At 58.9% G+C, this 13,567-nt stretch carries 13 protein-coding genes; 4 read left to right on the plus strand and 9 right to left on the minus strand.

Annotated features, from left to right (window positions below):
• Nucleotides 1–19 precede the first annotated feature (19 nt).
• The 4 genes from BM062_RS11690 to BM062_RS11705 form a co-directional block, all read right to left on the minus strand.
• A complete protein-coding gene (locus BM062_RS11690; protein WP_371326581.1) occupies nucleotides 20–1,351 on the minus strand; it encodes an alkaline phosphatase in 1,332 nt (443 codons plus the stop codon).
• A gap of 162 nt (nucleotides 1,352–1,513) precedes the next feature.
• Nucleotides 1,514–2,959 (minus strand): alkaline phosphatase, encoded by a 1,446-nt coding sequence (locus BM062_RS11695; RefSeq protein WP_092396987.1) that lies wholly within the window; start codon nucleotides 2,957–2,959, stop codon nucleotides 1,514–1,516.
• A 218-nt stretch (nucleotides 2,960–3,177) separates the two neighbouring features.
• Complete coding sequence (locus BM062_RS11700) at nucleotides 3,178–3,762, minus strand: lytic transglycosylase domain-containing protein (RefSeq protein ID WP_254785047.1); 585 nt, start codon at nucleotides 3,760–3,762, stop codon at nucleotides 3,178–3,180.
• A 139-nt stretch (nucleotides 3,763–3,901) separates the two neighbouring features.
• Nucleotides 3,902–5,644, minus strand: a complete 1,743-nt coding sequence (locus tag BM062_RS11705; protein ID WP_092396991.1) for a proline--tRNA ligase — start codon at nucleotides 5,642–5,644, stop codon at nucleotides 3,902–3,904.
• A gap of 285 nt (nucleotides 5,645–5,929) precedes the next feature.
• Between BM062_RS11705 and BM062_RS11710 the strand changes: the two genes are divergently transcribed.
• Both BM062_RS11710 and BM062_RS11715 read left to right on the plus strand, forming a co-directional pair.
• A complete protein-coding gene (locus BM062_RS11710; protein WP_092396993.1) occupies nucleotides 5,930–6,505 on the plus strand; it encodes an RNA pyrophosphohydrolase in 576 nt (191 codons plus the stop codon).
• A gap of 8 nt (nucleotides 6,506–6,513) precedes the next feature.
• Nucleotides 6,514–7,113 (plus strand): CNP1-like family protein, encoded by a 600-nt coding sequence (locus BM062_RS11715; RefSeq protein ID WP_092397177.1) that lies wholly within the window; start codon nucleotides 6,514–6,516, stop codon nucleotides 7,111–7,113.
• 80 nt (nucleotides 7,114–7,193) lie between these two features.
• Here the strand turns inward: BM062_RS11715 and proB are convergent, their stop codons facing one another.
• The 4 genes from proB to rplU all read right to left on the minus strand — a co-directional run bounded on the left by proB (nucleotide 7,194) and on the right by rplU (nucleotide 10,409).
• A complete protein-coding gene (gene proB / locus BM062_RS11720; RefSeq protein WP_092396995.1) occupies nucleotides 7,194–8,312 on the minus strand; it encodes a glutamate 5-kinase in 1,119 nt (372 codons plus the stop codon).
• Nucleotides 8,313–8,421: 109 nt separating this feature from the next.
• A complete protein-coding gene (gene obgE / locus BM062_RS11725; protein ID WP_092396997.1) occupies nucleotides 8,422–9,531 on the minus strand; it encodes a GTPase ObgE in 1,110 nt (369 codons plus the stop codon).
• Between the two features lie 270 nt (nucleotides 9,532–9,801).
• The gene (gene rpmA / locus BM062_RS11730; protein WP_014007873.1) at nucleotides 9,802–10,059 is read right to left on the minus strand and encodes a 50S ribosomal protein L27; all 258 of its coding nucleotides are present in this window, start codon (nucleotides 10,057–10,059) and stop codon (nucleotides 9,802–9,804) included.
• Between the two features lie 38 nt (nucleotides 10,060–10,097).
• Nucleotides 10,098–10,409: a 50S ribosomal protein L21 gene (gene rplU / locus BM062_RS11735; protein ID WP_038493216.1), complete on the minus strand. Its 312-nt coding sequence runs from the start codon at nucleotides 10,407–10,409 to the stop codon at nucleotides 10,098–10,100.
• A gap of 300 nt (nucleotides 10,410–10,709) precedes the next feature.
• Between rplU and grxD the strand changes: the two genes are divergently transcribed.
• Nucleotides 10,710–11,021, plus strand: coding sequence for a Grx4 family monothiol glutaredoxin (gene grxD, locus BM062_RS11740; RefSeq protein WP_092396999.1), 312 nt, complete (start codon nucleotides 10,710–10,712; stop codon nucleotides 11,019–11,021).
• Between the two features lie 8 nt (nucleotides 11,022–11,029).
• Nucleotides 11,030–11,644, plus strand: coding sequence for a UbiX family flavin prenyltransferase (locus tag BM062_RS11745; protein WP_092397001.1), 615 nt, complete (start codon nucleotides 11,030–11,032; stop codon nucleotides 11,642–11,644).
• A gap of 53 nt (nucleotides 11,645–11,697) precedes the next feature.
• On the opposite strand, the gene BM062_RS11750 is transcribed toward BM062_RS11745, so the two are convergent.
• On the minus strand, nucleotides 11,698–13,566 hold the full coding sequence (locus BM062_RS11750; RefSeq protein WP_254785048.1) for a M61 family metallopeptidase: 1,869 nt from the start codon (nucleotides 13,564–13,566) through the stop codon (nucleotides 11,698–11,700).
• Nucleotide 13,567: the final 1 nt, after the last annotated feature.

Below are 13,567 nucleotides of genomic sequence, written 5' to 3' on the forward strand. Positions count from 1 at the left end.
CATCACTCAAGAAAAAACATTACAGGCCAAGCGCGTTCTTGACTTTGCCAAACACCTTGATGTTTTCAAACGTGCCCTTGAAACTGTCGCTGCCGGCGCCGGCGGAAAACAGCATCACGTCGCCGCCGCCATGCGTTTCAGAACCGGGCGAACCGGCAAAGCGTACGCCGACCTGCTGCAGGTAGTCGTCGGCTTCCGTGTCGACATTGGTCAGGTCGCCGTCTTCCGGGCGGCGCGGTGCGCTGCCGTTGCCGAACACCAGCGTGGTATAGGGTTTGCCGTCGGCAGCCAGGGCCAGCTTGCCATCGTAGTAGTTGGCGACCTTGCCCAGGATCGGATTGCCGCGCTTGGGATAGCCGTTGAAACCGATCGCGTGGTCATGGTCGGCAGTCACCACGATCAAGGTATCTTTCAGATCGACCAGTTCCAGCGCCTTCTTGATCGCAGCGTCAAACGCCAAGGTATCTTCCAGCGCACGCTTGGCGTTGGTGCCGTGCAATGCATGGTCGATGCGGCCGCCTTCCACCATCAGGAAATAACCTTTCGGATTTTTCTTGAGCACGCCGATGGCTTTTTCGGTCATCTCGGCCAGGCTAGGCTGGTTCAGGTTTTTCTTGACGCGGTCCAGCTCGTAATCCATGTCGCTGGCGCTGAACAAACCCAGCAGTTTGCTGACGCCGGCCGGATTGACGCTCTTCAGTTCGCTGCCCGAAGCGACGTAGGTATAACCGGCCGCCTTGAACATGCCCAGCGCGTCGAGTTCGTCGTTACGCTGGCTGCCCGGCGTGCTTTTCGGCAGGAAGTGGCGCAAGCCGCCGCCCAGCAAGACATCGACGCCATCCTTGAGCGCCATGTTGTAACGCGCCGCGCCCGGCGTCGCCTGCTCGGTGATGGTGTTGTATGCGTCGCGGTTGCAGACATGGGCATAAGTCGTGGCTGGAGTCGCATGGCTGATGCGGGTGGTGCTGACCGCGCCGACCGCCTTGCCTGCTCCTTTGGCCAGTTCCAGCAGGGTCTGCACCGGCTGGCCGTTGCCGGCCACGCAGGTGGAGTCGGCCTTGGTCTGGTACGGTTTGCCGCTGGCGTCGAAGGCATTGGTATCGGAGGACATCGAGATCACATCGTTCTTCATCTTGACGCCGGTCATGTACGCCGCCATCGATGGCGCGCTGTCGGTGGTCTGGGCATCCAGCGAGAAGGTCTTGACGCGCGCGGTGCGGGTCAGGGTCTCCATGGTCAGGCGGCCTGCTTCGCCGTGGCCGTAGATGCGCGCGGCTGTCACGGTGACGGGACCCATGCCGTCGCCCAGGAAGAAGATAACGTTTTTCGCGGCAGCGGCGTCGGCCGCCATGACGTTTGCGCTGAAGAGCAAAGACAGCGGCGACAACACGCACAGTGCGGCGCATTGATGGATTCGGCGCTGGAATTGCTTGCTGGCTGGCTTATTGGCTGATTTCATCATTTTCATCTCTGACCTTTGTATATATTCGGCAAATTCATTTCGCTGGAAACATCACAGGCCGACGGCCTTTTTCACCAGGCCGAACACCTCGGTGTTGTCGAGCACGCCGCGGATATTCTCGGCGCCCAGGCCCTGCGCACCGATGAAGACATTGGTGCCGCCGTGGGTTTCGCCGCCGGCTTCGGTCGGGACCACCGACTCTTGCATGTAGTCCTTGTCGGCCACCTGCATATCGGACAACGCGCCGCGCGCGGCCAGGTGGTTGGGGCCGTTGCCGAAACCGATCACGGTATAAGGGTTGTTGTTGATGTCGCGCTCGGGCTGGCCGGTAGCGACATTTTTCACCAGACCGAGTACGCCCGGTTCGCTGCTGGTGGTCTTGCCGGTGCGCTTGGCGTAGCCGTTCAGCAGGATCGAATGGTCATGGTCGGCAGTGACCACCACCAGGGTGTTTTTCAAACCCGGATCGACTTGCTGCATCTTGTCCAGCGCGGCCTTGATCGCGTCATCGAAAGCGACGGTTTCCTGCAGCGCGCGACGGGCATTGGTGGCGTGCAATGCATGGTCGATGCGGCCGCCCTCCACCATCAGGAAAAAACCGGTCTTCTTGCTGCTCAGCAGGTCTATCGATTTGCTGGTCATCTGCGCCAGGCTCGGTTCCTTGGCGGCATCGCGGTCCAGGTCGTAAGTCAAGTGGTCCTTGTGGAACAGGCCGACCACTTTCGGTGTCGCGGCGCCGATCTTGTCGAATTCGGCAAAGTTGCTGGCATAGGCATAGCCGGCAGCCTTGAATTCCGCCACCAGGTCGCGGCTGTCGCTGCGCTTGCTGTCGGCATCGGCCTTCGGCAGGAAATGACGGCGGCCGCCGCCGAAAATGACGTCGACGCCGTCGCTCAGCTTGCTGTTGAAGCCGGCGCCCTTGGGTGTGAGCTGGGCGGCGATATTGTTTTCACCGTCGCGATGGCAGATATGCGAATAGGTCGCGGCCGGCGTCGCATGCGTGATCCGGGTGGTCGTCACGACGCCCGTGCTGTAACCCTTGGCCTTCATGATTTCCAGCAAGGTGTCGGCCGGGGTGCCGTTGCCGCTCGGGCAGGTGCTGTCGGCGCCGTTGACATAACTTTTGCCGCCGGCGTCGCGGGCGCTGGTATTGGCCGACATCGAGATCACTTCGTTATTCGCCTTGATGCCGGTCATGTAGGCGGCCATTGACGGCGCGCTGTCGGTTACCTGGGCATCGTTGGAATAGGTGGTGACGAAGCCGGTTTCCGGCAGGGTATCGATGGTCAGGTCGCCCTCTTCGCCAACTTTGTAGATGCGTGCAGCGGTCATGGTGGTGATCCCCATGCCATCGCCCAAAAAGAAGATGACGTTCTTGCCGGGAACCTTGACTTCAGGCCGCTCGACCGGCGCCTCGACCAATGGATTGCTAGAACCGCTACACCCCGCCAGCGCCATCGCTCCCATGGCGGCGGCAATCAGAATACGTAATTTCATTCATCGCTCCGTGTTGTCAATCAGAAACATGCAATCATTTGTAATAATGTGTAACAACTGTAACAAAAAGTTATTACATGCTGATGACGGAAAGCGCAGATCTTCAGAAAGCGGGACGGCCATGGGCGATTTACCCGTGCAACGCCGGGTAAATCGGAGGAATTGGAAAACCGGATATTTACTGCGCGAACCGGCAATGCCGGCGGCAAGAGAAATGGCTACTTGCGTGCGGATACCGTATGGATAGGCAGGTCGTCCTTGTATTCCCAGCGTTTCCACGCGGACAGCACGGCGTTGGGATACTCGGGACGGCCGCGGCTGCCGTTATAGCGGCCGAGGGCGAGATAAAGGTTGCCTTGTTCCATGTCGATGTACATGCGCAGGATAGAACAGCCGTAACGCAGGTTGGTCTGCATGTTGAACAGCTTGCTGCGGTCGGCGTCGCCGATCACGCGGGTCCAGAACGGCATCACCTGCATGTAGCCGTGGGCGCTGACGCTGGACAATGCATACTTGCGGAATGCCGACTCGACCTGGATCAAGCCCAGCACCATGCCAGGATCAAGCCCGGCGCGCTTGGCTTCATACCAGGCGGTTTCCAGGAATTCGATGCGCACCTGCGCATCCGGCAGCTTCTTCTTGAGGCGCTCCGACATCTCGCCCAGCCAGTACAAGTACTGGATGCGCTGGTCGATTTCAGAAAACTGGGGTTTTGGCGGACGAGCGTCATTGATAGCGCGTGACAACGCCAGGCGTACCGAGTCTGCCAATTCTTCTTCTTTTTGATTTCCGGCGTGCGCCATGCTGCCTAACAGCAACAATATGGGCAACAAGCCAAGCCAACGAGACCAGCGCAATCGATACTCCCCAAAACATACTTTTATTTTTCGGTGAGTATACAAAGAAAACGGCGCATAAAACCAATGCGCCGTGATTTTGTTGTTATTGGGAAACCAGACGGGCCTTGATGAACGCCGCCACGTCTGCCAGCGGCACCGTGGTCGCCTCGGTATCGCGCCGTCCCTGGTATTCGAGCTGGCCGTCCTTGAGGCCACGGTCGCCGATCACCACGCGATGCGGCACGCCGATCAATTCCCAGTCGGCGAACATCGCACCCGGGCGCTCGCCGCGGTCGTCCAGGATGACGTCGACGCCAGCCGCCAGCAAGGTGTCGTACAGCTTGTCGGTCTCGGCCTTGACTGCCTCGCTGCGGTCATAACCCATAGGGCACAGGACCACTTCGAACGGTGCGATGGAGGTCGGCCAGACGATGCCTTTGTCGTCGAAATTCTGTTCGATGGCGGCGCCCAGGATGCGTGTGATGCCAATCCCATAACATCCCATCTGCAGCAATTGCGGCTTGCCGTTCTCGTCCAGGAAAGTCGCTTTCATCGCTTCCGAATAGGCGGTGCCCAGCTGGAACACGTGGCCGACTTCAATCCCGCGCAGGATCGCCAGGGCGCCCTTGCCGTCAGGCGACGGATCGCCTTCGATCACGTTACGGATATCGAACACCAGCGGCTCAGGCAGGTCGCGGCCCCAATTGACGCCGGTATAGTGAAAATCGACTTCGTTGGCGCCGCTGACAAAATCGTGCATGTTAGCCACGGTGACGTCCGCCACTACGGTGACCGGTTTCTTTGTATTGACCGGGCCCAGGTAGCCTGGCGGCGTGCCGAAGTACTCGACAATTTCCTGTTCGGTAGCAAAACGATAACCAGCCAGGCCAGGAATCTTGTTGGCCTTGATTTCGTTCAATTCATGGTCGCCGCGCAGCATCAGCAGCCAGACCACCTTGCTTGCCGGCACTTTGTCTGTTGCTTCCTTCTCAACCGTCAGCACGATCGACTTGATGGTTTGCGTCAAAGGCAGTTGCAGCAGCTCCGCCACCGCTTCGCATTTGGCCTTGCCTGGCGTTGCCGTCTTGGTCAGCGCCTGGGTCGCCGCGCCCCGGGTCGGATACAGGGGCAAGGACTCGGCCGCTTCCATATTGGCGGCGTAATCCGAATTCGGGCAATACACGATGGCATCCTCGCCGGTAGCGGCGATGACGTGGAATTCATGCGAACCGGTGCCGCCGATGGCGCCGTTGTCGGCCGCCACCGCGCGGAACTGCAGGCCAAAGCGCTGGAAAATGCGCGTGTAGGCGTCGTACATGATCTGGTAGGACTGTTTCAGGCCATCCAGGTCGCGGTCAAAGGAATACGCGTCTTTCATCGTGAATTCGCGCCCGCGCATCAGGCCGAAGCGCGGCCGGCGTTCATCGCGGAACTTGGTCTGGATATGGTAGAAGTTCACCGGCAGCTTGCGGTACGAGCGCAGTTCGGTACGAGCGATGTCAGTAATCACTTCTTCCGAGGTCGGCTGGATGACGAAGTCCCGGCCGTGGCGATCCTTGACGCGCATCAGTTCGGCGCCGTATTTTTGCCAGCGCCCGGTTTCCTGCCACAGTTCGGCCGGCTGCACCACCGGCATCAGCAGCTCCACCGCCCCCGAACGGTTCATCTCCTCGCGCACGATGCCCTCGACCTTGCGGATCACGCGCAGCCCCATCGGCATGTAAGTGTAAATGCCAGAACTGATGCGTTTGATCATGCCGGCGCGCATCATCAGTTTGTGGCTGACGATTTCAGCGTCGGATGGGGCTTCTTTGAGCGTGGAGATAAAAAAACGGGAGGCGCGCATAACGATGAATTCTTTTTAAAAAGAGAGGGTTATAATCAACTCAATTTTAAAGGATTAGCTGGCTGATGCGCCTACTCTTTGCACAATTGATTGATGTTCTGGCCATTGTTGTTACCGGCAAGGACAGATTGCGCGCCTAGTCGGGCGAGGACAGAGCCTTGCGCCTAGCCATGGCGGCTCCATGAACCTGCTCCTCAATGACGACGGCAAGCAAGAAATCTAGCAGAATATCTAGCAAAATGCGCAGTAGCGCCGTCTCGCCGCAGAAAGTTTTGAGGTAACAACATGCTTGACCGTGAAGGCTTTCGCCCGAACGTCGGCATTATCTTGCTCAACACCCAGAACGAAGTCTGGTGGGGCAAGCGCGTGCGTGAACATTCGTGGCAATTTCCACAAGGCGGTATCAAATACGGTGAAACCCCGGAGCAGGCAATGTTTCGCGAGCTCGAGGAAGAAATCGGGCTGAAGGCGGAACACGTCAAGATCATCGGCCGTACCCGCGACTGGCTGCGCTACGAAGTGCCTGATCATTTCATCAAGCGCGACGTGCGTGGACATTATCGCGGCCAGAAGCAGATCTGGTTCCTGCTCCGCATGGTGGGACGCGACTGCGACGTCAACCTGCGCCTCACCGAACACCCGGAATTCGACGCCTGGCGCTGGCATGATTACTGGGTGCCGCTGGATGTCGTGATCGAATTCAAAAGGGATGTCTACCAGCGCGCCTTGCAAGAATTATCACGTTTCCTGACGCGCCCGCTGCAAAATGCCCCGCATCACGCCCGTCACCTGCGTACCGGCCATGGGCCGCGCGCATCGACTGAATCCCCTCCGGCCTGTGCCGAACCCGAAAAGAAGTGAGCATCTTTATGGCTTTTGCCTTTCGTCCTTCCGTTACAAACAAGATATCGCAGCTACTTGCCGCCGGCCTGCTGTTGCTGGGTGCGGCAACCCATGCGCAAGCCGCTGGTGATCTGTTCAGTCCCAGCACCGGTGCGAATTCCAGCAATTCAGGCATGTCCGATGATGATTACGACGACGGCAAATCCTGGCAAGAAATCAAGACCGAAATCCCGCCGCAGCCGCAAGCGGCCAACCTGGTGTCGTTCTATGTCAGTCCGACCGCCACCATGAATTTCTTCATCGATGTCAATTCGATATCGACCGGCAGCGACGGCGTGGTCCGCTACACGTTAGTCAGCAAGAGCCAGGGCGGTGCTGAAAACATCAGCTACGAAGGGATTCGCTGCCAGACCTACGAGAACAAGTCATATGCATTTGGCCAGAAAGACGGCAACTGGTCGCGCGCGCGCCTGAGCGGCTGGAAGCAGATCAGCGAATTGTCGGGAAACCGCCAGCATGCGGCCCTGGCCAAAGACTTTCTTTGCCAGGATGGCATGATCGCCGGCAAGGTTGAGGATATACGCAGCAGGCTGCGCAGCAATCGCCCGATCAAACAAGGTAGCTGACCGGATCGGCCGCCCGCATGTAAAAACGGCTCCTGCAATTTGCGGAGCCGTTTTTTTATCCGGGGCGCCGGTCTTGCCGCTTAGAGCAGAACCATGTTGTCCCGATGGATCAATTCCGATTCTTCGACAAAACCCAGGATAGACTGGATCTCCGCCGACGGATGGCGCATGATGCGGCGCGCTTCCGAGCTGGTGTAATTGCTGATGCCGCGCGCGATGGCGTGGCCGTCGATATCGGTACAGGTAATGACGTCGCCGCGGCCGAACTCGCCGGACACCGCGGTTACGCCGATCGGCAGCAGCGATTTGCCCTCGTTGCGCAATTTCTGCACCGCGCCGGCGTCCAGCACGACCTTGCCGGCGGTTTTCAAGTGATCCGCCATCCACTGCTTGCGTGCGGTGAGTTGAGCGGTCTGCGCATTCAATTGCGTGCCGATGGCTTCGCCGCCGGCGAGCCTGGTCAGCACCGCGTCTTCGCGGCCCCAGGCAATCACTGTGTGGGCGCCCGAGGTGGCGGCGCGCTTGGCGGCCAGGATCTTGGTAATCATGCCGCCGCGGCCGATGCTGCTGCCGGCGTCGCCCGCCATCACTTCCAGCGCCGGATCGCCGGCTTTGGCTTCATGCACGAATTCGGCATCCGGGTCCTTGCGCGGATCGGCTGTGTACAGGCCTTTCTGGTCGGTCAGGATGATCAGGGCGTCGCCTTCGATCAGGTTGGCGACCAGTGCGCCCAGGGTGTCGTTGTCGCCGAACTTGATTTCATCGGTGACCACGGTGTCGTTCTCGTTGATGATCGCCACCACGCCGAAGCGCAGCAGGGTAAACAAGGTCGAGCGGGCGTTCAAGTAGCGTTCGCGGTCGGCCAGGTCGGCGTGCGTCAGCAATACCTGGGCGGTGCGGATATTGTGGGCGCGGAAGCTGGTTTCATAGATCTGCGCCAGGCCCATCTGGCCGACGGCGGCGCACGCCTGCAATTCATCGATGCTGGTCGGCCGCTTGTCGAAACCGAGGCGCTGCATGCCTTCGGCAACAGCGCCGGAGCTGACCAGCACGACTTCCTTGCCCATCGCCCGCAACTCGGCGATCTGGGCCGCCCATTTGGCGATGGCGCCGGCATCCAGCCCCTTGCCGTCATTGGTTACCAGGGAAGATCCGACTTTGATAATGATGCGCTTGGCTTTTTGAATGACGGAATTCATATTTTTATCTATCGTGCCTCGGCGGTTGAAGGCACAAGGTGGCGGGAAAAAAATAGACCGATGGCGAGAGGGATCGATTTCCCCTCAGCCACCGGTGCCGGATACTTGCTTAGTCGAGTATCTTGAAGCGAGGATCGTCCGGATCGATGGACAGGATGGATTGCGCTTCCACCACCATATGCGTTTCTTCCGAGCGGGTTTCCTGCTGGCGTTTCTCGGCCAGGTAGCCGTAGATTTCCGTCACCAGTTCTGGACAGCCGTCGCGGTTCAGCGCGGAAATCTCGAATACCGGGCCTTTCCAGCCAAAACGCTTGATGAAGTCCTTGACGCGCTTGACGCGTTCGCCTTCCGGGATCACGTCGATCTTGTTGAGCACCAACCAGCGCGGCTTGTCGAACAGCGACTGATCGTATTTCTTCAGTTCCTTGACGATCGCCTTGGCTTCCTTGACCGGATCAACCGTGTCTTCGAACGGCGCCAGGTCGACGATGTGCAGCAGCAAGCCGGTACGCTGCAAATGCTTCAGGAACTGGATGCCCAGCCCCGCGCCTTCCGCCGCGCCTTCGATCAGGCCCGGGATGTCGGCGATCACGAAGCTTTTCTCGTGGCTGACGCGGACTACGCCGAGATTCGGATGCAGCGTGGTAAACGGGTAATCGGCGATCTTCGGACGGGCATTCGACACCGCGGTAATGAAAGTCGATTTGCCGGCATTCGGCTGCCCCAGCAGGCCGACATCGGCCAGCACCTTGAGCTCCAGCCGCAATTCGCGGCGTTCGCCTTCCTTGCCGTCGCTTTTCTGGCGCGGCGCGCGGTTGGTCGAGGATTTGAAATGGATATTGCCCCAGCCGCCCTCGCCGCCCTTGGCCAGCAAGACTTCCTGGCCGTGATCGGTCAGGTCGGCAATCGCTTCGCCGGTGTTGACGTCGACGATCAGCGTGCCGACCGGCATGCGCAGCTTGATATCGTCGGCGCCCTTGCCGTAGCAATCCGAGCCGCGGCCGTTTTCGCCGCGGCCAGCCCGGTGCATCTTGGAGAAACGGTAATCGACCAGCGTGTTGATGTTGCGGTCGGCCACGGCCCAGATACTGCCGCCTACGCCGCCATCGCCACCGTCAGGGCCGCCGAACGGGCGGAATTTTTCACGGCAAAAACTCGCAACCCCATTGCCGCCATCGCCGGCAATGACTTCGATTTTTGCTTCATCTATAAACTTCATTCGAAGGTCCTAATGAGGTTGGAGGTTAAATTCTTATTGAAAGACACAGGTAACTTTACCGATTTTTGGCCATCGTTGCAGCCCAGGTCCGAGCCTGCATTGCAAGAATGCCATTGCTTCAGGCATAAGCCATCGCCGGCGGAGTAAACACGCTGCATGCTCCGGCTTGCCTGAACAGTGTTTTACGACCAGAAACTAAAAAGGCTCCACCAGCGGCAGAGCCTTTCGCAGCAAGGCTGACGCCTTGCCTGTGTCGACGCTTACAGAAACTTAAGCTGCTACGACAGTAACGTAGTTACGCTGGGTAGCGCCCTTGGTTACGAATTGTACTTTGCCGTCGATCAGTGCGAACAGGGTGTGATCCTTGCCCATGCCGACATTTTCGCCTGGATGCGTCTTGGTGCCGCGTTGACGAATGATGATGCCGCCGGCGTTGATCGCCTGGCCACCGTAGACCTTGACGCCAAGTCGCTTTGACTCTGAGTCACGGCCGTTGCGCGTAGTGCCGCCGCCTTTTTTATGTGCCATTTAAAACTCCTGGTATCTGGTTAAGTCAACCGACGCAATTAAGCGTTGATCGAAACGATTTGAATTTCGGTGTAATTTTGACGATGGCCTTGATGCTTCTGATAATGCTTACGACGACGCATTTTGAAGATCTTGACTTTATCGTGGCGACCTTGCGCCAATACCTTAACCGACACCGTAGCACCTTCGACCAGCGGTGCACCAAACTTAATGGTGTCACCAGCGCCAACTGCGAGCACTTGATCAATAGTGAGTTCGGTGCCAATGTCTGCAGGTATCTGTTCTATTTTGAGTTTTTCGCCGGCAACAATCTTATATTGTTTGCCACCGGTTTTTATGACCGCGTACATATGAAACCTCATCGAAATGATTGAAGACTATTAAAAAAATTTCTTTCCTAAAACACCATATTCAGCGACGGAAAAGCTTGAAATCGCTGGGCGGAATCGGGAGAACCTGAGATTGTACATGGACTTGGCGCTTTCGTCAAAATCTCTTGACAAGTGCGGAATTCACCACAGTTCCGTACTTCCGCCGGGGCGCCCCCGGCCAAATATTGCCATGGAGCCACCTGCAGCCGCAGACTCGCCAGCAGCACAACAGCCTTTTTCATATAATGGCGGTATTCTGAAACTTTTTAAGGTATTGCCATGAGCGATGTACAAGCGTGGATCAAGGAAACCGTGACCAGCAACCCAGTGGTGCTGTTCATGAAAGGAACCGCGCAATTCCCCCAATGCGGATTTTCCGGCCGCGCCATCCAGCTGTTGAAGACCAGCGGCGCTGAAAACATCGTCACCGTCAACGTGCTGGAAGACCCGACCGTGCGCCAAGGCATCAAGGACTATTCCAGCTGGCCGACCATTCCGCAGCTCTATGTCAACGGCGAATTCATCGGCGGCTCCGACATCATGAACGAGATGTTCGAGTCCGGCGAACTGCAAACCTTGCTGAAGGCCTGAGACCCTACGTGGTCTCGTCCAGCCGCCCAGCCGCAGACGCCAGCCAGCCGCCGCGCCGCCTGATTGTCGGCATCACCGGCGCCACCGGCGTGATTTACGGCGTGCGGCTGCTGCAGTTGCTGCGCGAGATGCCCGGCGTCGAAACCCATCTGATGATTTCCGATGCCGGCGTGCTGAACCTGCACCAGGAATTGGAGATGCGGCGTAAGCAAGTCGAGGCGCTGGCGCACGTGGTGCACAATGTGCGCGATATCGGCGCAGCCATCGCCAGCGGCTCATTTCAATCGGACGGCATGATCATCGCGCCCTGTTCGATGAAAACCCTGGCCTCGGTTGCCAACGGCCTGTCGGACAACCTGATCACGCGCGCCGCCGATGTTGTCCTCAAGGAGCGCCGGCGGCTGGTCCTGATGGTGCGCGAAACGCCTTTCAACCTGGCGCATCTGCGCAACATGACCAGCGTCACTGAAATGGGCGGCATCATCTTCCCGCCCCTGCCTGGCTTTTACCACCGGCCGCAAAGCATTGCGGAAATGGTCGACCATACGCTGGGACGCGTGCTGGACCTGTTCGCTGTGCAGCACACGCTGACGCCGCGCTGGAATGGCTTGAAAGCCGATTAAAAAAAAGGCCGGACAAACAGCTCCGGCCTTCTGTTTCCCATCAGATATAACGCTTAACGACCGCTGCGCCCTGCCAGCCAGGCGGTGCGCAATGCCGGCACCAGCGCTGGTTTTGCCTCCACCTTCAAGCCGACCTGCGGCGTGCTGTCGGCTAGCAGCCTGACCTTGAACGTCATCAGTTCATCGCGCCGGAAAGCATGGATGACGACGCTATCGCCAACCCGGTAGCGCGCCAGCAGCGCCTCAAGGTTATTGCTCACCCGGATGCCTTCAATCGCCACCAGCAAGTCGCCCGCCGACAACCCGGCGCGATGCGCGGCGCCGCCTTCGTAGACGTTCGCCAGCCTGGTGTCGCCGCCATTGCGCGCGGTCCGCACGCCCAGCGACGGTTTGCCCGGCTTGCGGCTGTCGGCCAGCACGACGCCGGTCGGCGCCAGCAATTTCGCCAGCGGCAGATCATCGGTTGCACGCACATAACGATCGAAGAAACGCTTCAGCTTGAGGCCGGTCACTTCATCGAACAAGGCTTCGACCGCGCTCTCGCTGACGCCGCGGCCGCTCAATGCATTGTCGGCATAAAAATCGCGGCCGTACTTTTGCCACAGGGCGCGCATCACGTCGTCCAGCGATTTGCGGCCCTTGGTTTCGCTACGGATCGTCAGGTCCAGCGCCAGCGCCACCAGCGAGCCCTTGGTGTAATAGCTGACAATCGCGTTTGGCGCGTTTTCATCCTGGCGATAATATTTGACCCAGGCATCAAAGCTGGATTCGGCCACGCTTTGCTTATGCCGGCCGCTGCCGAGCAGCACGCCGTTGATGGTTTTTTCAATCAGCTTGAAATAGGCGGGCTGGTCAATCAGGCCGCTGCGCAGCAGCATCAGGTCGTCGTAATAGCTGGTGAAACCTTCGAACAGCCACAGCAATGGCGTGTAGTTTTCGACCTGCAGGTCGTAGGGAGCAAACGCTGCCGGCTTGATGCGCTTGACGTTCCAGGTATGGAAATATTCATGGCTGCAGAGGCCAAGGAAGGTGCGGTAACCATCGCTCATTTCCGCCTGTCCCTTGACCGGCAAATCGGCGCGCGCGCAAATCAGTGCGGTGGAAGCGCGATGCTCAAGGCCGCCATAACCGTCTCCCACCGCCAGCGTCAGGAACACATAGCGCTGCATCGGTGCGCGCTTGGCAAACTTGCTGCCGGCCGGTTCGAAGAAGCTGATCTGGGTTTCACAGATCCTTTTCAGGTCGGCGCTCAAGCGCGCCAGGTCCAGGTTCGGCACATTGCCGGTAATCGCAATTTCGTGCGGCACGCCGTGCGCTTTGAAAGTCGCCAGCTGGAAGGTACCCATTTCAACCGGATGATCGATCAGCTCGTCGTAGTTGGCGGCGACATAGCTGCCGAAAGAGCCGCGCTTGGCTTTCAGCGTCGGCAGTGCGGTGGCGATGCGCCACGCTTCATAGGTGTCGCCTTGCGGACGCTGGATATCCACGATATGCGGCGCATGTTCCTGGCCGACCGCGCGCAGGAATACGCTGGTGCCGTTGAAGAAACCGTGGGTCTGGTCCAGGTGCGCAGTGCGCACCGACAGGTCCCATGCGTACACCTGGTAGTGCAAGGTCAGCGGCCCGTCGCATGGCGCCGCTTGCCAGGAGTGCTTGTCGAGTTTCTTGAGAGCGATCTTGCGGCCGTTCGACTCGGCGCGGATCTGTACGATATTGCGCGCGAATTCGCGGATCATGTAGCTGCCAGGGATCCAGGCCGGCAAGGCGACGATCTGCCCCACCGCGGCCGGCTCGGCAATGCTCAGGGTAACGGCGAACAGGTGGGCGGCAGGATCGGCTGCGACGATGCTGTAGCTTAGGCCGCCGCGGGCGGACTTGGCGCTTGACGGCTTGGCGCCTGGCTTTGCAGTATTTTTCTTCATC

The organism is Collimonas sp. OK412 (assembly GCF_900112135.1).
GTDB lineage: Bacteria > Pseudomonadota > Gammaproteobacteria > Burkholderiales > Burkholderiaceae_D > Collimonas > Collimonas rhizosphaerae.